Origin of the sequence: Solobacterium moorei (genome assembly GCF_036323475.1) — a bacterium.
Classification (GTDB): Bacteria; Bacillota_I; Bacilli_A; order Erysipelotrichales; family Erysipelotrichaceae; genus Bulleidia; species Bulleidia moorei.
Genome location: NZ_AP028934.1, coordinates 1,453,377 through 1,476,844 on the forward strand (window position 1 = coordinate 1,453,377; position 23,468 = coordinate 1,476,844).

At 35.1% G+C, this 23,468-nt stretch carries 26 protein-coding genes; 2 read left to right on the top strand and 24 right to left on the bottom strand.

The window, feature by feature from the left end:
• The 21 genes from RGT18_RS07275 to yhfZ form a co-directional block, all read right to left on the bottom strand.
• Entirely contained in the window at window positions 1-1,419 is a 1,419-nt protein-coding gene (locus RGT18_RS07275; RefSeq protein WP_006526330.1) for a V-type ATP synthase subunit B, read from the bottom strand.
• Between the two features lie 15 nt (window positions 1,420-1,434).
• Window positions 1,435-3,186: a V-type ATP synthase subunit A gene (locus RGT18_RS07280; protein WP_037403700.1), complete on the bottom strand. Its 1,752-nt coding sequence runs from the start codon at window positions 3,184-3,186 to the stop codon at window positions 1,435-1,437.
• Window positions 3,179-3,787, bottom strand: a complete 609-nt coding sequence (locus tag RGT18_RS07285; protein WP_028077904.1) for a V-type ATP synthase subunit E family protein — start codon at window positions 3,785-3,787, stop codon at window positions 3,179-3,181. The genes RGT18_RS07280 and RGT18_RS07285 overlap by 8 nt, the downstream gene beginning before the upstream one ends.
• Before the next feature lie 9 nt (window positions 3,788-3,796).
• On the bottom strand, window positions 3,797-4,105 hold the full coding sequence (locus RGT18_RS07290; protein WP_006526327.1) for a V-type ATP synthase subunit F: 309 nt from the start codon (window positions 4,103-4,105) through the stop codon (window positions 3,797-3,799).
• A gap of 9 nt (window positions 4,106-4,114) precedes the next feature.
• Complete coding sequence (locus RGT18_RS07295; protein ID WP_028077903.1) at window positions 4,115-4,558, bottom strand: ATP synthase subunit C; 444 nt, start codon at window positions 4,556-4,558, stop codon at window positions 4,115-4,117.
• A gap of 19 nt (window positions 4,559-4,577) precedes the next feature.
• Entirely contained in the window at window positions 4,578-6,398 is a 1,821-nt protein-coding gene (locus RGT18_RS07300) for a V-type ATP synthase subunit I (protein WP_028077902.1), read from the bottom strand.
• A gap of 13 nt (window positions 6,399-6,411) precedes the next feature.
• Window positions 6,412-7,458 carry a V-type ATPase subunit gene (locus tag RGT18_RS07305; protein WP_028077901.1) on the bottom strand — a complete coding sequence of 349 codons (1,047 nt, stop codon included), beginning with the start codon at window positions 7,456-7,458 and terminating at the stop codon, window positions 6,412-6,414.
• 3 nt (window positions 7,459-7,461) lie between these two features.
• Window positions 7,462-7,788, bottom strand: a complete 327-nt coding sequence (locus tag RGT18_RS07310) for a hypothetical protein (RefSeq protein WP_028077900.1) — start codon at window positions 7,786-7,788, stop codon at window positions 7,462-7,464.
• A gap of 158 nt (window positions 7,789-7,946) precedes the next feature.
• Window positions 7,947-8,423 carry a low molecular weight protein-tyrosine-phosphatase gene (locus RGT18_RS07315; RefSeq protein ID WP_028077899.1) on the bottom strand — a complete coding sequence of 159 codons (477 nt, stop codon included), beginning with the start codon at window positions 8,421-8,423 and terminating at the stop codon, window positions 7,947-7,949.
• A 7-nt stretch (window positions 8,424-8,430) separates the two neighbouring features.
• Window positions 8,431-8,907, bottom strand: a complete 477-nt coding sequence (locus RGT18_RS07320) for a hypothetical protein (RefSeq protein ID WP_028077898.1) — start codon at window positions 8,905-8,907, stop codon at window positions 8,431-8,433.
• A gap of 2 nt (window positions 8,908-8,909) precedes the next feature.
• Window positions 8,910-9,119: a helix-turn-helix transcriptional regulator gene (locus tag RGT18_RS07325; protein WP_028077897.1), complete on the bottom strand. Its 210-nt coding sequence runs from the start codon at window positions 9,117-9,119 to the stop codon at window positions 8,910-8,912.
• Between the two features lie 371 nt (window positions 9,120-9,490).
• Complete coding sequence (locus RGT18_RS07330) at window positions 9,491-10,405, bottom strand: AEC family transporter (RefSeq protein WP_028077896.1); 915 nt, start codon at window positions 10,403-10,405, stop codon at window positions 9,491-9,493.
• An 88-nt stretch (window positions 10,406-10,493) separates the two neighbouring features.
• The gene (locus tag RGT18_RS07335) at window positions 10,494-11,714 is read right to left on the bottom strand and encodes a phosphopentomutase (protein ID WP_028077895.1); all 1,221 of its coding nucleotides are present in this window, start codon (window positions 11,712-11,714) and stop codon (window positions 10,494-10,496) included.
• Window positions 11,711-12,868 (bottom strand): YhfX family PLP-dependent enzyme, encoded by a 1,158-nt coding sequence (locus RGT18_RS07340; RefSeq protein ID WP_028077894.1) that lies wholly within the window; start codon window positions 12,866-12,868, stop codon window positions 11,711-11,713. Before RGT18_RS07340 ends, RGT18_RS07335 begins: the two co-directional genes overlap by 4 nt.
• Window positions 12,855-13,961 (bottom strand): aminotransferase class V-fold PLP-dependent enzyme, encoded by a 1,107-nt coding sequence (locus RGT18_RS07345; RefSeq protein ID WP_028077893.1) that lies wholly within the window; start codon window positions 13,959-13,961, stop codon window positions 12,855-12,857. The genes RGT18_RS07340 and RGT18_RS07345 overlap by 14 nt, the downstream gene beginning before the upstream one ends.
• A gap of 50 nt (window positions 13,962-14,011) precedes the next feature.
• Complete coding sequence (locus RGT18_RS07350) at window positions 14,012-14,920, bottom strand: phosphotriesterase family protein (RefSeq protein WP_037403697.1); 909 nt, start codon at window positions 14,918-14,920, stop codon at window positions 14,012-14,014.
• Window positions 14,921-14,935: 15 nt separating this feature from the next.
• Window positions 14,936-16,243: a YhfT family protein gene (locus RGT18_RS07355; protein ID WP_051240929.1), complete on the bottom strand. Its 1,308-nt coding sequence runs from the start codon at window positions 16,241-16,243 to the stop codon at window positions 14,936-14,938.
• A gap of 14 nt (window positions 16,244-16,257) precedes the next feature.
• A complete protein-coding gene (locus RGT18_RS07360) occupies window positions 16,258-16,617 on the bottom strand; it encodes a DUF2620 family protein (protein ID WP_028077890.1) in 360 nt (119 codons plus the stop codon).
• Between the two features lie 3 nt (window positions 16,618-16,620).
• On the bottom strand, window positions 16,621-16,983 hold the full coding sequence (locus RGT18_RS07365) for a PRD domain-containing protein (protein WP_028077889.1): 363 nt from the start codon (window positions 16,981-16,983) through the stop codon (window positions 16,621-16,623).
• 87 nt (window positions 16,984-17,070) lie between these two features.
• Window positions 17,071-17,859, bottom strand: coding sequence for a tyrosine-protein phosphatase (locus RGT18_RS07370; protein WP_028077888.1), 789 nt, complete (start codon window positions 17,857-17,859; stop codon window positions 17,071-17,073).
• 11 nt (window positions 17,860-17,870) lie between these two features.
• Window positions 17,871-18,797 carry a GntR family transcriptional regulator YhfZ gene (yhfZ, locus tag RGT18_RS07375; protein ID WP_028077887.1) on the bottom strand — a complete coding sequence of 309 codons (927 nt, stop codon included), beginning with the start codon at window positions 18,795-18,797 and terminating at the stop codon, window positions 17,871-17,873.
• Between the two features lie 214 nt (window positions 18,798-19,011).
• Between yhfZ and RGT18_RS07380 the strand changes: the two genes are divergently transcribed.
• Window positions 19,012-19,860, top strand: coding sequence for a hypothetical protein (locus tag RGT18_RS07380; protein WP_338175791.1), 849 nt, complete (start codon window positions 19,012-19,014; stop codon window positions 19,858-19,860).
• Between the two features lie 25 nt (window positions 19,861-19,885).
• Here RGT18_RS07380 and RGT18_RS07385 read toward each other — a convergent pair whose 3' ends face one another.
• On the bottom strand, window positions 19,886-20,848 hold the full coding sequence (locus RGT18_RS07385; RefSeq protein WP_245580913.1) for a phospholipase D-like domain-containing protein: 963 nt from the start codon (window positions 20,846-20,848) through the stop codon (window positions 19,886-19,888).
• Window positions 20,849-20,886: 38 nt separating this feature from the next.
• Complete coding sequence (locus RGT18_RS07390; RefSeq protein WP_245580912.1) at window positions 20,887-21,402, bottom strand: PLD nuclease N-terminal domain-containing protein; 516 nt, start codon at window positions 21,400-21,402, stop codon at window positions 20,887-20,889.
• A 194-nt stretch (window positions 21,403-21,596) separates the two neighbouring features.
• Between RGT18_RS07390 and efp the strand changes: the two genes are divergently transcribed.
• On the top strand, window positions 21,597-22,154 hold the full coding sequence (gene efp, locus RGT18_RS07395) for an elongation factor P (protein WP_028077885.1): 558 nt from the start codon (window positions 21,597-21,599) through the stop codon (window positions 22,152-22,154).
• Window positions 22,155-22,202: 48 nt separating this feature from the next.
• Here efp and RGT18_RS07400 read toward each other — a convergent pair whose 3' ends face one another.
• Entirely contained in the window at window positions 22,203-23,408 is a 1,206-nt protein-coding gene (locus RGT18_RS07400) for an iron-containing alcohol dehydrogenase (RefSeq protein WP_028077884.1), read from the bottom strand.
• Window positions 23,409-23,468: the final 60 nt, after the last annotated feature.

Consider the following 23,468-nt stretch of genomic DNA (forward strand, 5'->3'; position numbering starts at 1 on the left):
CTACTCTTCTCCTTTAATAATTAACTGAATCGTATGCTCAGCATGTTCAGAGTCGTAGTTAGCTTCAATGATCTTAGGATCAAGACGATCTAACGCTTCCTTAGGAAGTAAGGATAATAATGCCCAACCAAGTCCAAGCGTTTCCTTCATGGAACGATTGACACGATATCCCTGTCCTAAAAATATAGATTCAAATCTCTTACCAAACGCAATATATTGTTTATCTAATGGAGATAGTTCATCTTCACCGATAACACTCGCTAGAGATCTTGCGTCCTGTACTTTTGCATAACATGCAAATAACTGGTTCGCAACATCCTGATGGTCTGCTCTTGTATAACCCTCACCAATACCATCCTTCATCAAACGGGATAATGAAGATAGAATTCCGATTGGTGGATTGATGTTATTGAGATATAAGTCACGATCTAATACAATCTGACCTTCTGTAATATATCCAGTTAAGTCAGGCACTGGATGAGTGATATCATCGTTAGGCATTGTTAAGATAGGAATCTGTGTAACAGAACCCTTTCCACCTTTAACGATACCTGCTCTTTCGTATAAAGAAGCTAAGTCAGAATACATGTATCCAGGGAAACCTTTACGTGAAGGAATTTCACCCTTAGAGGATGAGAACTCACGTACAGCTTCACAATACGCTGTCATATCTGTCAAAATAACAAGAACGTTCATATCACATTCATATGCAAGATATTCAGCAGCTGTTAATGCACAACGTGGAGTCATAATTCTTTCAAGGATTGGGTCATCAGATAAGTTAATAAACATACATACCTTATCCATTACACCCGTTTCTTCAAAAGAACGTCTGAATGTATCCGCTACGTCATTCTTAACACCCATCGCACCAAACACAATACAGAAGTTTTCCGCATCCTGTCCTGTTAGTGATGCTTGTCTAACAATCTGGCTAGCAAGCTTATCATGTGGTAAACCTGAACCAGAGAAAATAGGTAATTTTTGTCCACGAATTAAAGTATTTAATCCATCAATCGCAGAGATACCTGTATTGATGTAGTTACGTGGATATTCACGAGAAACTGGGTTTAAAGGCTTACCATTTACATCCTCATATTTGTTGATGTATACAGGTCCAAGGTTATCAATTGGATCACCTACACCATTAAATGTACGACCAAGAATTTCTTTGGATACCCCTAATACCATTGGATGTCCTAATAACTTTGTCTTTGTATTTGTTTTACCTAATCCATCTGTTCCTTCAAATACCTGAATAATGGCACGTTCCCCTTCAATTTCAACAACTCTGCCTTTACGTCTCGAGCCATTGTTTAGAAGAATTGAAACCATTTCTTCGTTTGAAACATTTTTTACATGATCCAATGCAACAAGAGAGCCTTGGATTTCATCTAAACCTAATAACTGTAAACTCATTGAAATCCTCCTCTCTTATTGAATTGATGCTAATGCGGCATCAATTTTCTCATTGTATGTATCTAGTAACGCTAGATTATTATTTGGTACATCATATTTCATCTTGATAACTTCATCAAATACACCAGTCTGTGTCATTAGGGATACAGGGATATGTTTTTGAACATATGGTGTACATGCTTGTCTTAAGTAATGAATTACCTTTAGCATCTTATACTGTTTCTCAAGAGAAACGTAAGTATCTTCTGGATGGAAGGAATTTTGCTGGAGGTATCCAACACGTACGACACGTCCAATCTCTAGTGTTAACTTCTGGTCTTCAGGTAATACGTCAGAACCAATTAACTTAACGATTTCCATCAGCTGCGCTTCTTCATGTAGGATAGACTGCATTTCTTGACGTAAGTCAATAAAGTCATGTGCTACAGACTTATCATACCAACGTGTTAAATCATCGATATATTCAGAGTAACTATCTGTCCAGTTTACGGCTGGATAGTGACGCATATATGCAAGTGATTTATCTAAGGCCCAGAAACTACGTACGAAACGTTTTGTATTCTGTGTAACTGGCTCTGAGAAGTCACCACCCTGTGGTGATACTGCACCAATTAAAGTAACAGAACCCTTCTTACCAGATAAGGCATCTACCATACCTGCACGTTCATAGAACTGTGCAATACGTGATGGTAAGTACGCTGGGAAGCCTTCTTCTGCAGGCATTTCTTCCAAACGGCCAGAGATTTCACGTAAGGCTTCCGCCCAACGAGATGTTGAGTCAGCCATGAGTGCTACATGATATCCCATATCACGATAGTATTCAGCCATCGTAACACCTGTATAGATAGATGCTTCACGTGCAGCTACCGGCATGTTTGAAGTATTGGCAATTAACACCGTACGGTCTAACAATGGCTTGCCAGACTTAGGGTCAATTAATTCCGCAAATTCTTCTAGAACCTGTGTCATTTCGTTACCACGTTCACCACAACCTACATAGATGATGATATCCGCATCACACCACTTGGCAATCTGGTGCTGTAGCATTGTCTTACCTGCACCAAAGCCTCCAGGAATTGCGGAAGATCCGCCCTTGGCAATTGGAAACATTGTATCGATAACACGCTGTCCTGTAATCAAAGGAATTGAGATTGGTTCACGCTTAATAATTGGACGTGGATTACGAATTGCCCATTGCTGCATCAGTTTTACTTCAACCTCTGCCTCATCAAAATCACTCTTTACAACGAGTAATACATCATTAACAGTATATTCTCCACTTGGTAGTGCTTTTACAACCGTACCGTTTAAACCAACCGGAATCAAAGAGCGATGTTCAATTAATGATGTTTCAGGGGTTGTAGCGAAGATTTGTCCTTCTTTAACAGTATCGCCTTCCTTTACTAACATCGTCACATTCCATTTCTTTTCAAGATCAAGTGCAGGTACAGATTTACCTTCCGCAATGAAGGCACCCTGTTCCTTGGCAATCTCATCTAGTGGTCTTTGAATACCATCATAGATATTACGCAAGATACCAGGACCTAATGTAGCATTTAGTAAATGACCTGTTCCCTTAACTGGTTCATTTGGTCTTAACCCCGTTGTAGATTCATATACCTGAATCATTGTCTTATCTTCATCAACACGAATCACTTCACCTAGAAGTTCCTTCTCACCAACATACACCATCTCACGCATGGAGAAAGTTTTTGTGTTAATGACGGAAATAACTGAACCATTAATTGAATAAATTACATCACTCATGATCGTCACTTCCTTCCGTAATGATGAATCCAGAATGTTCGCGGAATAAGAGACGTGATTCTTCAAGCTTTTCACTTAAATCACAACGATATTCCAAACGATTTTCTAAATCTGAATATGTAAATCCACCAAAGCGGAAATAACCAGTTTGAACATTCGCTGTAATATTCTTCTCTTTTAATAATTCATTGAACAATTCTTCATCTTGTTTTCTAACTGTAAAGATACCTGTAGGTGTAACCTTGATCAGATTAATATTCTCTACAAGATATTCTTTATATTGACTAGACTTAACAAAGTTCTCAATTTTCTTACTAGCACCTTCTAGCAATTGATTAATAAAATCCATACGAAGCTTTAATAAATCGTGCTTGATCTTTAAAGTCTCTTGAGATAGCTGTGAAGAAGCACTTAAACGTAAATCGTTTGTCTCTTTTTCAAGATAGGCTTCTGTTTCCTTCTTTAGTCCTACCATAAAGTAATTCAACTGCTCATCATGCATCTTTTGAATTTCCTTCATAACAGTTTCTTCTACTAAAGTAGATTGGTTCAGCATATCGGATTTAATGGATTTGATTATTTTCTCTTCAAATTCTTCCATTGCTCACCTCTATAGTTTTACGCCGATTGCCTCACTGATATAACGGTCGATAGTTTCACCAATTTTAGCGGAACCATGACGATCAGAAATCTCAGTAATTAATGGACGTTGTAATACTAATTTCTTTCTTGCGACAACATCAGCAACCTGTTCCATCGCTTTGGTTGTCATTAAGACAATCGCAATCTCTGGATCAGCAATCAACTGATTAATTTTATCTAATATTTCTTGGCGTTCATGTAATACGATGCCTTCAAATCCAGCAAGACGCATCCCCATTAACGTGTCAGTATTATCACTAATACAATATGCTTTCATGCAGCTTCCTTAGAGTGCATTGATAATCAAGATAGAAATTAGCAAACCGTAAATCGCTACACCTTCACCAAGGGCAACGAAGATAATAGCACGACCGAAGTTGTCTCCATTTTCAGAAACAGCACCGATAGCAGCTGGAGCAGCAGAAGCAACGGCCCAACCAGCACCTAAACAGGAAGCAGCGACAGAAATTGCAGCAGCGATAAATCCTAGACCCTTTGCCAAATCACCTGTAGCAGCAGTTGTAGTAGCCTCTTCAGCTAAAGCAGTAAATGAGCGAGCTTGGAATAATAATGTAACTAAGAACACACCAGCAAAGATAGCAATCTGTGCAAGGATTCTTGTCTTGGCATTTGTAGTATTAACACCTTTACGTAATAGAATCCATAATGGACCGACAACCAAAATAACAGCAACTAATGGTAATAAAATTTCTTTTGTAGATAATAACATGATTTCTCCTCCTAAGTTTTTATTCAGCATCTTCGGCAGTATATGCCTGATATTTAATTCCACCACCGTTATAGTAACGGCTAAACATCTCATAGTATTCCAAACGTAACGTCTGAATACCTACAATCAAACCTTCTAACGCCATAACGAAGATATTACCAAATATTGCTACTGCAATACCTGCATTACCTGTCATCTTTACAAGCGTCATTACAACAAGCATCATGCCTGCATGGCTTAATACGAAACCACCAACACGCAGATATGACATGGAGTTTGTTACAAAACTCAATAAGATTTCGAATGCTTCAAAGAAATTCATAACGAAGTAGTTACCCCAACCGCCTTCTGGTTTTAATGGGTGTCCTTCAAACTTTCTTTCAAAAGCTTCCTTCATCATAAATAAAATAATTGGAACAACGATAAATGGAATGATAAACATTGGTCTTAGTACATTCACCTTAGCTACAACCAGTAACACAGCAGCTACGATGATAAATCCATAGAATACAAATCCTGCAACACCATTCTGTGAGAACAAGAATTCAGCCCACTCTTTCTTACGAGCACGATTCCACATATTCATAATCATCGTTACTAAGATAAGTACTGCACCAATCGCAATCGCACCAATCAGAAGTACCATTGTACTTGATGAAGCCATAACTTCAAATAATTTCTCTCTTACGCCAAATAAGGATTGGTGAATTGGATCTAATAGTGACTCATTTCCAAATACAGAGCCAAACAAGAAGCCAAAGATTGATGATGTAATGCCAACTCTTCCAACGATACCAAATAACTTACCCTTCTTTTCAAATAAGAAGCCTAGAATCATAAGTACAAGCCCTTGTCCAAAATCACCGAACATGATGCCAAACAAGATACAGTAGGTAATTCCAATAAAGACTGTTGGATCGAAATCATCATATGCTGGCAAACCATACATCTCAATAAATAATTCAAACGGTCTAAAGAACCAACTATTCTTTAATAGAGTTGGAAACTGGATATCTTTTACTTCACTTGGATCTTTGATTCTAAAGTCAACTGGTAATCCATTAAAGGCTGCTTTGTATGTCTCAACATCAGAAGCCTTTACAAATCCACTGAGGATTTGTTTTTGGTCTAACACCGCAACATATGGATACATATTGCAGATAGAACCTTGACGTACACAATAGGAATACATATCAACCATCTTGATACGGCATTGTTCTACTCTTTCCTGAATATCAAACTTTGGAATTGTAATTGGTTCAAAAAATAAACTCTGGAAAATCTTAAAAGTCTTAGCAGCGTAAGTATCACTCGTTACATACACGAGCCACACATATTGTGCTGTGGAATGTAAACGATGTAATATAAACATCTCTTCACGATACAAAGATAACTTCTTAAAACTATCCATTGGTAATCTACCAAAACCAAAGTTTAAATAGTTACATGCATGCATCTTTTCAAAGTTTAATACACTTAATTCCTTCAAAGCCTTCTCATCATCAGGTGATAATGTTTCACTTTGTGCAACGGAATCCAAACCAAACTCTTCATTTAATTCTTTAATATATGCTTCAATTTCAGCATTGGTATAACTAGATGTAATCTTTTCTTTTACATTCAAATCACATCCAACTGCATGCGCAATACTCTTAAATGTCTGTATGTAATCCTGATATGGATTTTCTGTACTAATGACGCTTCCATTGTTATCATCATTGATAATTTTGGTTGCTATCACTGGCTGTAACAGACCTGTGTTCATCCCTGCCAGTAACATCTCATCCCGATGTTCTGGGTCTGTGCATGCACTGACGAACTTCATTTTTTCTATAGCCATGTGCAATCCTTTCTTAATAAATCAGCAGAGCTTTCACACGCTCTTGTGGAATTTGATATCTAACACTTTCGATAATATCTATAACATTTTGAATCTCAATATCTGCTAATAGTACATATGCTAATAGCGATAGATTCGGGTCAGTATCCGTACGAATGAAATGTGCACTCATATTGAACGTAATGCGTTGTGCATAATGTTCAATATAAAGAAATTTTTGATTCGATAGATATGCTTTGTATCTCGATTTCTCTAAACGTGTAATCACTTGATCTGCAGTATCATTGTCAACCATGTCGTATAAATCCTTCATTCGGAAGAAGCAACAATAGTCAGCCAACATCTGCTTAATGAATTCCTTGGAAACAGTAAAGTATTTCTTCAAACGATAAATAATCGCAATATTCTCCAACTCAATACGAGATAAGATAATTTCTTTCATCTTTTCCTTTGAAGTAGTATTAGAGTATTTCTCAATCGTTTCCAAGCACGTTGCATAGTATCTAGTTCGTAAGGAATGTTCCAAATTGATAAAATCCATATCCTCTAAGGATTTTTGCTCATACTTCTTTAATACTTCATAATAAGAAGTATCTTTCAATAACGTCAATACATCTTGGAAAGAAGAACTATCAGCCAATTTCTCTAATGGAAATGAAGTATAGCTTCCGATATATAACGGTAATTTAGAAATCATATTTTGTCGCAACATTTCATTATCTTGGTCAGACAATGAATGTAACTTCATCAAAATTAATTCAATTTCAGTTTCCATGACCGCAATATGACCAAAATGTTTTGCGTTATCATCCGCATAGCGAATCAGCTTTGCAAACCGATTGAATACACCTGTACGAAGTAAAACCTCTAACTGTCCACGATGTATTGCCTTTGGATTAATTCCTTCCAAGGACTCTTTATAAAGAGGTTGTCCTTGCAAAAATACTGCAATATCACCAACCGTCTTTCTTTGCAACATCGTTGCGTAATCAACAGGTTTCAAATGTTCTGCAAGCATCGCTCTCGCCTTAGCGGTAATCGCATTACTTGATTTGCTCATTCGCTACTCCTGTTCTCTTCTTCCAACTGTATAATCCACAATCATCTGAATCCAGCGTTCCTTATTTGCATTAAACATATCAGTAATACGCTTTGATTCTTTCTCATACATCGCTTTTGCTTCTGCCTGTTTCTTCTCATGAGTTGTACGAATTTCTTCACGCATTGATTTAACCTGTGCCTCTACATTGGCCCAAGCATCATCCGTCAGTTTCTTTTTTTCCTGCTCAATTGCCTGCTTCAATTTGTACTTCAATTCATGGGCATTATTAATCTTATTACGAGTTTCTTCATCCATCTTAATAAGATCTTGAATTACTTCTATTTTCATAGTCACCTCCCATAAACATTAGCGCCTATAATTATAGTCCTTTTCACCTAAAAATTACAGGTGAAACAAAGATAAAACTCACCAACTTAGTCCTATTTTCTCTATTTTAAAAAAGAAAGCAGTTACAAAAAGACATCCACAACAGTAGATGTCCATTTTCATTTTGATTCATTTGTAAGATGCTCAAATAATGCGATACAGCCTTCTTCAATTTCACGATATGCTGTATCGAAATCACCACTATACCAAGGATCAGAGATGCTTTTACGAATACCTGTATATTCTAGTAGTAGATGTATCTTTCTTTCTGGATCATTATGATACATCCGTTGCAGATTATGGATATTCATCTCATCCATTCCGATAAGTAAATCATAATACGCATAATCTTTTGCGGCAATTCGTCTTGCACGTTTCTCATCGCAATTCATACCATGCTCACATAGTTTTTGTTTGGCAGCAGGATAAACAGGATTTCCCCTACCATTCCATATCTCTTCTGAACTTGTCGCAGCAGACGCAATCTCATACATATCACCAACACTGGCATCATTCACTATCTTACGAAAGATATATTCCGCCATTGGCGAACGACAGATATTTCCATGACAAACAAATAATATCTTTATCGTCATAACTCGCTTACTCTTCTCCTGTATAAGTTCTCTTGTAGTATACTTTACAGATTACACCAGTGACAGCAAATACAATTACCGCTATGATAATGCCCGCAAAAAGATATGAATTAAAGAAACTGGATATTAAAGCAATCACTAGCAATAAGTCCTCCGCAATCATAAATGTTTGGCCCTTTGATAAAAGTTCAATTTGACGATTCCTTTCATCATGCATTTCATTATACAAACGTAGAAGATCTCTTTCATTCTTCATCGCCTTATAATTCTTCCCTACATTATATAAAGCAACCATTCCAATTACTATAAATAACCCTGTATAAAATCCATTCATAAAATCTGCAAAGTTACTATCTGCATAAGATTTTGTAAGATATCCTAATCCATTTGCAGTAAGAATTAATCCTGAATATATTCCGATAAATGCCCAAATTGTAGTATATTTTTGTAATTCATGCTTTGCCTTTAATAATTTTTTATCCATGTTTATGCCTCTTCCTCTAATTCCGAAAAATCAAATACTTCTTCAATGCTTAATGAAAACTGTTTTGCAATCTTGTAAGCTAATGGTAGTGACGCTGTGTACTTCCCCACTTCAATTGAAGTTATCGTCTGTCTAGTCGTACCAACTAAATCCGCAAGTTCTCCTTGTGATAGCTTATGTTCCTTTCTCAGTTCCTTTATTCTATTTTTCACTTTAATACTCCTAACTAATATATCGATATATACGCAAAGTTTGCTTTGCATTTATAGTATAGTTAACTTTGCATTATATGTCAAGTATGCTTTGCACAAAAATCACCCAGAAATGGATGACTTACAAATATAATCAATATTACTTAAATATTATATGAATAAAAACTAAAGATACTTGATACTATTTATATGTTGTGCTTAATTTATCAAAATATAACTCCATAACACAATAATCTAATATGTGTTTTTTAGGCAGCAAAAATTTTTAATCATATATATTAAAACTTTAAGTTAATAATTCCAATATATTCTCAAATAGTTTTAACCTATGTTAAAAGCATCATTAAATGAAAATGCTTTTAATTATTTAACTATAAACCCAAACATAAAATTGGAATTGTAATCACTGATAATGCTGTTGATACTAGAATTAGCTTTGCTGCAAACTTGGCATCACATCCATACTGCTCCGCAAGAATTGCTGCTGTAGATCCTGCTGGCATTCCGGTCATAATAACCGCAATAGCCTTAATCAATGTAGGAGCGTTCGCGAATGTTAATACAATAAACACAATGAAAGGATACGCAATTAAACGTATAGAACAGAAGAATAAGACTTTCTTATCTAATAGGTTATTCCACTCAATATCAGATAAGATTGATCCAACTACAAACATAGAGATTGCTGTAGTACACGACGCAATACTGCTAATTGTTTTCTCAATAAATATTGGAAACTTGATACCAGTAAGCATAATTATAAATCCAATCAATACTGCAACTACAGATGGATTTCTAATCACAGACTGCAATGCATGTTTGTGATCAATTGGTTTAAATAATGCTAAACCTATTGTCCACATCGTTACAATAATTGGAATTTGGAATACAGAGGCAAACATGACTGCTTCACTACCATAGATACTTTGAATAATTGGAATACCAATAAATGCTGAATTAGAAACAATCATGCCATAGGTTAATACATTGGCATCCATCTTTTCATATCTGTTAAAAAGGAATTTACTAGCAATGATAGATACTGTCTGAATAATTGCAGATATTACAACAGCCAATAAACAAGTCATTAATAAGTCTGAATTTACAATTGAATCATTCATAAAAGACAGAATCACTGTACATGGCAAAACTACATTGATTAATAGCGCAGATAATCCTTTTCGAATTTCCGCTGTTACAATTTCCTTTTTACGCAAGAAAAAGCCGATACCTAGCATCAATACGATTTGCATCTGTAATTGTATCATCTGCGTAAATAATGACATAGTTCTACCTCATAAATAATAAAATACCCTACTATTCTAATATAAAGACTATTAAATAGTAAGGTATTTAATTTAATCGGATAAAATCCTAGTTCTTTCCACCAATGAGTTCAATGAAGGACTCACCGTTTTGTGGTGCTTCTACATTAAAGTAATCACAACAGCTAGCACCCATGTCAGACATTGTTTTACGCGTACCTACTTGTACTCCTTCTAATCCTTTGCGATAGATTAGAAGTGGAACGCATTCTCTTGTATGTTTAGAATGTCCAATATTCGGATCATTGCCATGGTCTGCTTGGATAATCAAAATATCATTTTCAGTTAGATGGGGAAGAATCTTTGCTAGTCCTTCATCTGCTTGTTTCAATACTTCAACATATCGAGCTGCGTTTTGCGCATGTCCTGCCAAATCTGTCTCTTGTACATTTGTACAGATAAATCCTTGTTCCATTTCAAGAATAGCATTCAAAGTGATTTCCATAACTTCTGGTGTAGGAACACATGAAATGGACTTCCCTAAATCATTAGCGACAATATCTGCAACCTTTCCAATAAGCGTACATGGGATGTCACTCTTGGTTAGTATTGTAGGTGCTTGTACTTCTTTATCCACACCATAACCTAGATGAAGACATTGATAACCTTGGTCGTACGACTTTGATTTAGCTGAAGCGATCCCAATGTACTTTCCTTCGCGAATCTCTTCAGCATTATATAAATCCTGCATTGTATTACCAGTTCCACCGAACACAATTACACGACCTACCGTAGAAACTTCACGAACTAGCTTTGCAATTGCGTACTCTTTTTCAAATGGCATGTAATCGAGTGGTGCTGTTACGTTATAGCACATACCTAGATCTGCTTCTAAGTTATCCGCAACTGTAGCATAATCATCTACAACGACGTAACGAAGACCATTTCGGTTCATAATTTCAACCTTGTGTCCTGCATCTTTAAGATGCTTCGCAACTTCATCTACTTTCTCTTGGAAAGGAACAAACTGTGGTTTCTTTGGTTTGGTTCCCATGATTTCTTGGTGTCCCATGAATGTATCTGCACCTTGATGCATTAACTCACTTCTACCAAAGTTTGCTTTAGGTTGAAACTTCATGCAATTACTTTCTCTCCCAAATGCATTCATCAATCCTAACTTTTCTAGTGTAGGTAGTTTTAAGTCTGGAAATTCATCAAGTATAGAAGCTAGTGTATTCGCCTTTTCATCACCTGCTCTAGCTTGCGCAGCATCATGCATCGCTCCAATCCCAAAACCATCTAAGACAATAATAATGAATCTCTTTTTCATTTCTTGCCTCCTAAACTATCATATACACCTACAATCTCAGGAGTTCCTGATTGAATTCCCTTAATTAGACACACATCACTACGTGTTACAAATATCTGATAACGAAAACATAATATAGCACTATCACCGATATTATGTGGATTCTCCAATCCAAAATGATAATCAATGGAATCCATATCCGGAAGAATAACACTATCCTTTTCTAGTTCTTCATAAGAAGTACCAACCAATGCATTTTGAATATGACCACGTCTATAATATCCACCACCATAGATGTATGCATGATTATCTAATACGTGACTTACTTCCGAAAGATATAAAATACTTGGAATTTCCACTGTATCATGATTAATATGATACGGAGTCGTACCCGAAAGACCATGACCTGGTTCAGCAGATGTAATATCAGGATATTGTTTCATCAGTTCTAATGTATGCACGCATGTGGCTGAAGGTGCGTTGACATTTTGAATATGACAACCTAGTGCTTCTAAAATCTTCTTTGCCTTTAGGACTGTATGTAGATTTTCTTGTGCTTTAATCTCTTTTGTTGCTTCATCATATAAAAAGCACGGAAAATTATCGACACCTGCAAGTTCAATATGTGTTAAGTCTTTTGACTTTTGTACAAGTTCTTTTAATTGGTTTAAATAAAAGCCTGCTGTCTGTCCACTATAAATTCGATCATTTTCACCAATGACACGTACACAGACCTTTTGAATCATACCCATCTTTTTAGCCGCTTCATTCACTTCAACTAATTTTTCATACGAATACACAGTGACATAGTCACAACCATACGCTACCAGCCGGTTTACCATCATTGATGGAATCTGTACCAAATGTCCTGCATGTGCAATGTGTAGTTGATTTTTCATCATCACTTCTGCTTCTTTAAAATCAACTACAACTGCTCCTTTATAACCAATTTTTTCTAATTCCTTTGCTAAATATGGATTACGTCCAATTTGTTTTAGCATGTAATAAAGTTCGATATTTTGTTCATTTGCTTTTTGTAAAATCGCTTTTGCATTCTCTAAAAATTGATCAACATCCACAACATATGTATCAGGCATAATCTGTTCCTGTTGATGCATATGCACAGCTGTTTGAATAAGATTTGGATTTGTCTTACATAACTTATCTAGAAACATCTTTCGCCTTTCTAATACTCTCTTTTAGAATACGTATAATCGTATCTGCTCCACTTCGATTTGGATTGATACGAATCATTCTTTCTTCTAGTGTTGGATCTGCTTTTCTAAATGTTCCGGATACACGATAAAACATAGGAACTGCTTCATATTTGGATTCAGCACCAACCGGATTTGGTAATCCACCTAGCTTCTCTGCTTCATCTAATACTGCTTTTGCGATATCACCTTCAAATTCAACTAATAATACTTTTGATTGTGCATTTGCTAAGAATGCTTCTTTTACACCTTCAACTTCATGATTGTTTAAACGTCTTACAAGCTCCTCATTTACTTCCGCTTGAATCGCTAGTGCTACAGGTGCATAGGTAAAACCTCGTAACACTTCCATTGCTTGCCAACCCTGAACTTTCGAACCACCAGAGTAATTCATCTTTTCAATTGCATCTACTATAGATGCTTTACCAACCACAACTCCAACTCCCTCTGGTCCTAATAGTTTAAAACAAGAGAAAGCAGATAAGTCAGCACCTAATTCAACACCAATTTTATGTACCTTCATTACTGCATAATTATCATCTGTGATGATTTGAATATCTCTTATGGATTTGATTGTCTGAAGCACTTCTTCCATATCATAAGAATCATCAATCGCTTGACGTGTGTATTGAACAAGAGCAGTACGGATATTCTGATGTTCCTCTAGAACATGCTTGATATCTTCCAAATCGTTAAAGTTAGCCCTGACTGGAATTAATCCCATAGATGAAAAACTAACTTCAGTAGTTGGATATATTGGAGAAGTATGTACTAAGATTTCTTCATTTGCAGAAGCCATGACTTGAAGCCCACTACGAATAGCACCTGTACCAGAACCAATTAATAACAGCGCCTTCTCAGCATGAAAGAAATTCGCAATGACTCTTTCAACCTTTTCAGCATATACTGGTTTATTTAAACCAGGTACTACACCAAAATCTCCGGCAGAAAGAAATTCCTTCCCTTGAAATTCTTTTGTGATCGCATCAATTAGTTGAAACTGTTTTTGTTTAGCTTCTTCTAAACTGATGGATTTTAAAGGATATGTGTTCATGTAATACCTCCAGTTAAAATTAGGCTCAGAATATCTCTGAGCCGTTTATTTTATTGAATATCAAAAATCCTACTTGGATTCTTTATCAATAGATGATCAATATCATCTTGACAAATACCGCGTTCTTTTAGAAGTGGTATAAACTTATCTAAAACAGCTGTATATCCGTTATATTCTCCAAAAGTCTTCATATATGATTTTCTAGAGATATCTGCTGAAAGAATAATATTGTTTACATAGCCTTCTTTGATAAGTTGTGCAAGATTATCAGCTCTACTTTCGTCTTTTAGATACGACGTTTTTCCTATCGTATCAAAACCAATGTTTGCACCACGGTCCATTAATGATTTCATATATGCAATATCATTAGAAAGATCAATGTGACCAAGTATAACCTTGTTAAGTGGCATAGCTTTCTCTGTAAAGATATCCAACTGTTGATGGCCTAAAGTTCCCATTTGGCAATGCGTAGAAACACAACATCCAACTTTCTTTCCAGCAATCGCAGCAGCAGCAAGAACCTTCTTTTCATCTTCGGTCATTACTTTACTTGTCGCAACTTCTCCGATTACGCCAGCTCTAATATTAGTGTCATCAATACCTACTGTTAAATCTTTAATGAATATTTCAGCAATATCATCCTCGCTCATTTCATGAATATACTGTGGGTGATACTGTTCTAAATAGAAACCAGTTGGTGCAATAATATGAACATCACAAGCATTTGAAAGCTTAAGTAAATCATTCACATTTCTTCCCATATCATTTGTGGACATTTCCACAAATGCTTGAACACCACACTCTTTTGCAAAGTTGATTTCATCAATTATCAATGGTGAATATCCAAATGTTGAATCAGGATCATTACGAATTCTGCCAAGATCAACAGATAAGTGTTCATGACACATAGTGACTCCTAATTTACTAGGATCAATATAGCCTCTCACAGTACGAATCATAAAACCCTCGCTTTTCTAACCAGCTAGTCCAATAAGCTGAACAAGATATAGTAAGTTTAAGATAATTCCACAAGCGATAGCAGCGATTGGACCAATAGCCATACGCATTACTTTTCTACCTGTAGCTTCATTAATTAAGTAAATTGTTCCACCGATGAAGAATCCACCAGCTGCGCCAATCGTTGTAGCAGCACCCATAGATGCACACGCTCCAATAGAACCGATTAATAATGCAAATTCAACAACTTGGTTCATTGATGAACGAATATTGTCAGAAGCATCACGGATTGATGGGAATCCACCTAAGAATTTACCTACAAATCCAAGTAACATTACTTCCGCAAAGATAATACCAGCACCAAGTACCACAGCAATAATTGGGTTAGGACTTAAGTATCCTGCAACATATACGAATGTGAATCCTGCAACACCATATACACCTGTTGTAATCGCTGTTGTTGCAATTAATGGAATAAAGCTTAAACCACGCATCAATTCATTAGTAGCAGCTGTACGAACTAGATCCACATTGCCAGAAGCGTATGCTGTAGATAAATCAAACATAGATACTGTTGACCCTGCAAAAATATGTAAATTACAGATTAATGCAATCAACGCACCAGCAGCCATTAAAAATGGTAAATTTTTCTTAATTCTGCCTACTCTTTCACTAAAAATATTATTAGAATCATCTTCAGTTTCTTTATTTTTGTTGCTCAAGTCTTTAATGATGCATAATCCAATTAAGATAATAACACCAGTCATCATTGTCCATGCATCAGCACTAATTGTAGAGAACTTAGGACCCAGAATTCTAATTACTAATACAACTAAAGCAGAAATTAACCCCTTCTTTGTACCAAATTGCATGAAGATTGCAACAATTGGGAAGATTGCAAATCCAGTAACTACATAAGTTCCTACTTGACCCATACCACCAATTAAGTCGATTGGTAATCCTGTAAGTACAGCATTAATAGCACTAATACCTGTCAAGCATAGTAAACCATATAGACCACCTAAAATTGGAGCCAACCATTTCTTAGGTGAAGCGATACCGATAATATCAGTCGCTAAGAATAATAACCATGGATTCATCAAGTTTGTTGCTAAAGCATTACCAATACCAACAGAAGCAATAAATCCTACACTTAAACCAAACGCAACAGAAGCAATCTCTGAACGCTTCATACGTTTCTCAAGATACTCTGGGATAACAGGTCTAATTCCATCATGGAATACAGCCATACCCATGTGTGACATAAATGATGTAAGTGCACATAATGCAATTACAGATAAAGCATTAATTAGATTAATTTCCATAATAACTATCTCCCTTATTTATTTTTTAAAGCATCAATTAAAATTGGAACTGTATCGGTAATACTTGATATAGTCATACCAAAGCAGATCTTCCCATCATTAACTGCTTTGACAATTTCATCTTTATTTGGTCGTTGACCATTTTTACAAACAGTCGCACATTTACTATATCCAACTAAACCAATCAGAATAGAAATTGCAGAACCTCCACCACTTTCACAGGCACCTAAATAATAATCAGCTTCACCTGATTTAAGTAGCTTTGATGCGTTTAAATCATTTGTAATAATTGTTTCAATTTGTGGATCAGCTTTTTTTACAGCTAATTCCATCTCATTCTTTTGCATTCCCCCAATAGCAATTTTCACTCCCATCACCTATCTTTCTAGCAAATTGCAAATATGGATTAATAATAAGATTTTTTCTCCTTCAGGAATTTCTACCTGAAATAAACCTTCTATTTCATCAAGTATTTTAGAAGCCTCAGCGAAGTTACCATTTTGCTTAATTTCGTCAACAATATTCTCATCGGCGCAAGCCTCACATTCACCTTTTTCAACACGTGATAATGCAATTGCTAAATGAACACAAAACACATCCATCTTCTCTTGGCCAAAATCGTCAGAAATATCTAAAAATTTATCTACTACTAATTCCGACTTTTCTCTCACTGTTGATGAAATGATATTAGCTTCATGCAAAATATCTAAACGTTCAATAATACTATTCTTATCAATCATATCTTTCTCACTTTTTAATATTCAATATTTTGTATTTTGTAAATTAATAATAACATAATCAATATTACCGTCAACAAATATTTAAAATTATTCTAAAAATTGTTCTTTGATATAGCAGCAAAGATCCGTATCAACGCCATATTCTTTTAAGAAGAATTCTTCATAGTTTGGGTATATATCTAAAATACCATCTATCATTTCCCTACCCATTTGTTCATCAACACCTGCTTCCATCATGATATTTCGTTTAAGTGATGGATTCTTTTGAATTGCAGCTTTATTCTTTGCTAATGCCAATTCAATGCGTGCGTGATAAGCCCTATTTGATAGAAGATAGTCTTCTATGATATCTTCTTTTGGTACACCTAACAGTAAATATAACAAAACTGCAATTGCCCCTGTTCTATCTTTTCCTGTTGCGCAATGAAATAACAGTGGAAATTCTATATTTTGTTTAATCATTTCAAGAATAAACATGAATCCTTCATTCTTAAACATCATATTCCTATATAGTTCTGCCATATGCTTATGTAGTGTTTCTTCGTCACTATCATCCGCAATGATCATCTTATGAATACCATATGGAGAAAAATCTACTCCCTCGCCATTACGATCACGCATACCGCTGACACGATAATTAACAATTCCGTCGATGAGAGGATCTGGTTCTTCATACGCTTCATAAGAAGTACGTAAATCGAGTACTGTTTTGATACCCAGATTTTGAAGATGTTTTAACTCCTCTTTATTCATCCAGCCAAGAAAACAGCTGCGATATAATAATCCAGTCTTTACACTTTTTCCATCTACTGTAGAATACCCGCCAAGGTCTCTAAAATTACAAATCTCACGGAAGTTGCTATCTAATATTCTCATGCATAATTTCCCTAATAACTTGGTGTTACAGTTCCATCTAACACTAAATCTTGAACTGCTAGTGTTTCTTTTACATCAAGCATCTGCCGTAATAACTCCGTCATCTCTGGTGTTTTACCATTTGTTACAATGACCGCATTTGTATCATCATTATCATCGATTGAAACCTTCACGTAGTTTACTTTAGACATCTTATCGATAATTTCATCTTCATTCCATACTGCCGCATCAATTTCTCCATTTTGAACTAAACGCAATAAATTATTTGATTCTACAGGGATGAATTCAACTTTCTTCATTCCGCATGCACGCTTTGTCATATCACTTTGATCAATCGAATCTCGATCAATCCCTACACGCATACCATCTTGAATTTCTTTGGCATGAGGATCATGGAATACAATTACGTGTGATGAACAATATGTCCCTTCTCCAAATTCACATACAATATCAATTTGTCCCTTATGTGCATCTAAGAATTCTTTTGCTGCATATTTTGAAACAACTGCGAAATTATAGCGATTCTCTAATACCATCGCAATTCGATTCTTCGCACCTCTCATATAAGAAAGTGTCATTGGAATTCCATGTTTATTTTCCATTGTGGTAATAATGCCAGTCGCTAACCCCTCATACTTTCTAGAGTATGGTAAAGGCATAGCACCAACTAGTAAATTGATTCCAGCAAGTTCAAGTAGAATCTTGTCATTCTTTTCGATAACATAAGATCCTAAATGCCCCTTACTCACAATGTGAATTGCGTTATTATTCTGTAGTGTTTTAATTGCAGATTGCGCAGTTCCTCTAGAAATATTCAATTTCTCACTTAGCTCTGTAACAGTTGGCGTGCGATCTCCTACTTTGTATTTTAGAAGTGCTTTTGCTAGACTCAATACCGCAAGTCCGTTTTTACTCATTAGTTGATTATTATAGTTCATAGTTTAACTCCTATAAACATTATAGAATGAATATTCATTTATTTGAATATTCAATTAAACTTAAATTTTATAAAATTGTATTTATCATTAGCAATACCTTAGTGATACAATTTGTATAAAGATAACATCTCGATTCATACATATTTCATAATTGATAGAAAGTGAGGATAAAAATATGTTTGTGGATAATAAATTTTATAATGATGTTTATCGGATGAGTAAAAAGAGTTTTATGAAATACTTTATTTTGTATTTGTTTTTACAATTATTATTGACTACCATACCTGAATTACCGTCCATTCAGATGATTTTAGCTGGTACTATAAATCCTTTTAATTTTACTGAAGTAGCACATACTAGCTTCCTTCTATCATTTAGTTGTTCAATTATAATACAGTTTTTTACACTTCTAATCCTTATGCAGATTTTCCGAATCATACAGGGTTCTTATACAAAACTAATTGATTTATTTGAACCTTTAAGAGAAAAATGGTTGATTATCTTATGTATCTCCGCTTTTATCGCATTTCTAGATAATTTATTTACGCATAACATTTCCAATACAATTTTATTGGTAATTCTAAAGTTAGCACTTTACTATTTAACAATATTTATTGCTTTTTCGATTTATACTTATCCAACACATGCATATCAAGACGGAATTAGAAGTAGTATCAAAGAAGCCATTGATTCATTAATAGATATAATAAAGATAGACATTCACTATATGTGGATTTGCTTAGCTGCCTTACTCTTTACCATTGTCATCATATTTCCAATTCTAAGAACTATCTTTGGTGGGTCTTTACTTCTACCACTAGTTGCATTGGATAATCCTAGTGCTTTAAATACACTTTCTAAATCAATGATGCCATTATTTACCGCAATGTTTATAGCTATACTTCTTGTATCGATTCTTACGCAATACAGATTATTCTGTGCATATTATGCACATGCATTGTATTACTTCAAAAAGTATGTAGAAATAAAACCAGACGAATCAGAAACACTTACACAGTCAACTGAATCAACATATATGATTGATAAAAATGAAGATGCTTAAGATTTCTAGCATCTTCATTCTATTTTTATAATAATGGTGCAAACAATTTCGTAAAGCCAACAAACAATCTATGTAAAATACCATCCTTGATTTCACCCCTTTGAATCTGGTGTGATTTACTGAAGGTATCTAACATATCATCACGTATATCTAATACCTTCTTAGAACCATAGAGATATGTACCATTCTCAAAGTGTAAATATAGTGAACGATAATCAAGGTTGATTGTACCAACTGTTGCTACAATATCGTCACTTACAAATACTTTTCCATGTATAAATCCTGGCGAATATTCATAGATTTTTACACCACCATCTATCAAATTCCGATAGAACGATCTTGTAATATTCCAAACCATCTTCTTATCGGGGATGCCTGGTGTAATAATCCTGACATCAACACCGCGCTTTGCGGCTAAGATTAAAGCATTCTCTAATTCTGTATCGATAATCAGGTATGGTGTGCAAATATATACATAGTTATTGGCACGATTCAGTATATTCATATAGACATTCTGACCGGTATTTTCTCCATCAAATGGAGTTTCACCATATGGTGAAATATAACCATCTGTATTTTCCATCTTGGCATCAACTTTGAAAACAGTATAATCATTATCTGTCTTACGAATCGCATTCCAATTCGCTAGAAAGAGTACAGTATATGACCAAACAGCCTCCCCTTTAACACGAATGACATTATCTTTCCAATGACCAAATACCATCTTTTGATTAATGTATTCATCTGCTAAATTCATTCCACCAGAGAATGCTACTTTACCATCAATTACCATAATTTTACGATGATCACAATGATTCATAACTACGCCAAGAAATGGATTAATCTTGTTATAACGAACACACTTAATTCCTTCACTCTCTAGCATATTTGCGTAATTTGGTGGAAGAGAATGAATGGTTCCCATATCATCATACATAACACGTACATCTAAGCCTTGTGCCACTTTCTCTTTTAGAATAGTATGCATGCATTCCCAAAGTTTACCCTTCTCAATTGTAAAGTACTCTAAGAAGATAAGCTCTCTGCCTTCTTCATTTCCTCTAACATAACAGGATAGCCAAGGTCACCTAAAGCATAGTAATCAAAATTTGAATTACGATAGATTGGATATCCTTCTGTCTTAGATAAGTAATAAAAATCTCCCTTCATATGTGGTGCAATTTCTTCCATCTCCTCCAAAACTATTTCATCTTGCACAAAATATTTCTTAGACTCAACTGTATTCTTAATAAGCTCCAAAAAAGTTTTTGAGGTAATTAAATTTGCACCCAACAGCAAGAATAATGCGGTACCTGGAATCGGGAATAAAATAATCAATAAAACCCACAACATGTCTGCCGATAGATGCCGTGAATTATTAATAATATACATAACAAGTAATATACTAAATAAACGAAGTGCCATTTCAATCCATACAAAATGTTCCGTAAAGAATAAAAATAGATTACGTACAATTATAACTTCTACGATTAAACCTATCGCTATAATTCCAAACCGAAATATTTTCTCAAAAAAATTCATAGTTGGTCTCCTTACTAGTAATGTTAATGTATCACTTTTAAAAATCATTGGCCAATCAATTCAAATTTAGTCAAAGTAAAAAATATATAAACTGGTTCAACAACACAAATAATTTACTTTTTTCAGTTGAAAAGGTTGTAAAAAAGCCAATATTAAGAGAAAATTATATGCGGAAATTGAAAGGAGTTAATACCATGATTCAATCAACAGAAATTAAACCAGGTCAGTGCTTCGTTTGGGAAGGTGATTTATATCAAGCAATCACAGTTGACCGTAATAAGACAGCTATGGCTAAGATGAAGGTCGCTGTTAAAGTAAAGAACCCAAGAACAGGTGTTGTAAAGGAACTCAGCTTAATTGGTTCTGACCGTGTCGAAGAAGCTTTCATCGATAAGAGAGAAATGCAGTATCTCTATAACGATGGTGCAAACTTAATCTTCATGGATACAGAAACATATGAACAGATTGAAATTCCAGCAAGCCGCTTAGAGTGGGAAAAGAACTTCCTAAAGGAATCTTCTATGGTAAACATTCAGGTTTACAACGGAGAAATCTTAGGTGTTCAATTACCAGATAAGGTAAATCTACAGGTTACAGAGTGTGAAGTTGCAGTTAAAGGTAACACTGCGACATCCGCTACTAAAAATGCTACTGTAGAAACTGGTTTAAATGTTCGTGTACCATTATTCATCAACGAAGGAGAAGTAATCGAAATCTCTACAGCTGATGGTAAGTATTCTGGACGTGCTTAATCACTTAAAATAGCTATGACATTATATGGTGTCATAGCCTTTTTTTGCTTAGATTGTATATCCCTGTTTAATCTTACGAATGACTTTTTCAAACTGTGTAACATTCCAAGTGACTGGTGTTGGATAAGTAGGATTCCCCTCCTTCTCTGCACCAGTCGCAAGATAATGAATATCCTCCTCTTGAATTTCTGGAATTGAAGTTGGAATAGAAAATATTTGATTTAGATCTTTTAGTTTCTGAATAAACTGCTTTGACTTATCCTGGTTAGTAGCACCAGTGATACCTACTACATCCGCAATCGTTGCAAGCTTACCAACCACTGCACCACCATACTCTTCTAATACAATCGGTAAGATGATAGCGTTAATCATTCCATGTTGTAAGTGATACATCCCACCTATTCCATGTGCTATCGCATGGACATAACCAACATAGTTATTGGAGATTGCTACTCCCGCATTATAAGAAGCTTCCAATAGTTCTAATCGATATTGTATATTCAAACCATCTTCAAAGCTAGGTACTAAGTATTGGCAAATGGACTTGATTGCACATAATGCATATTCATTGGTCTTACGATTATTAAAACAATTTATATACGCTTCAATAGCATGTGTCAGAGCATCCATCCCTGAATAGGCTGTCATTTTAGCAGGTAATGATGTTAATAGTGAAGCATCTAACACTGCATACTTAGGAATTAAAAATAAATGACTTAATGCATATTTACGTTTTTTGATTGGATCTGTAATCACAGCACCTGCAGTTACTTCAGAACCAGTACCAGCAGTAGTTGGTATAGCAATCAATAAAGGCAACTGCTTACTTACCCTTCCTGTATGTAATATTGTTTTAACATCTAGATTTTTCATTGGTACACTTGCAAGTGCTGCCTTTGAACAATCAATAACCGAACCTCCACCAATTGCGATAAGCGCTTGGCATCCATCCTTGATAAACATCTCTTTGAGTTTTTCTACATCAGAAATCTCAGGATCAGGTTTTACATCATGAAAGATACTATACTGAATATCATTCTGCGTTAATGCCTCAAAAAATGATTGTAGAGTTCCTCTTTTGATAAATCCTGGTGTAGTTACAATCATGTAGTGTGTTAGATGTTTCTCTTTTAAAACATCTACAAGATCAAGTAATGCATGTTCACCTTTTATCATCCTTGGCTGCATATATAACTGTGTCTTTTGTATCGGACTAAAGATCGCTTGTCTAACTCTTAATAAAAAATGAATCATTGTTATACCTCACTATGTTTAGTATAGCACTCTCCAGTCTCATAATAGAAAAAAGACATA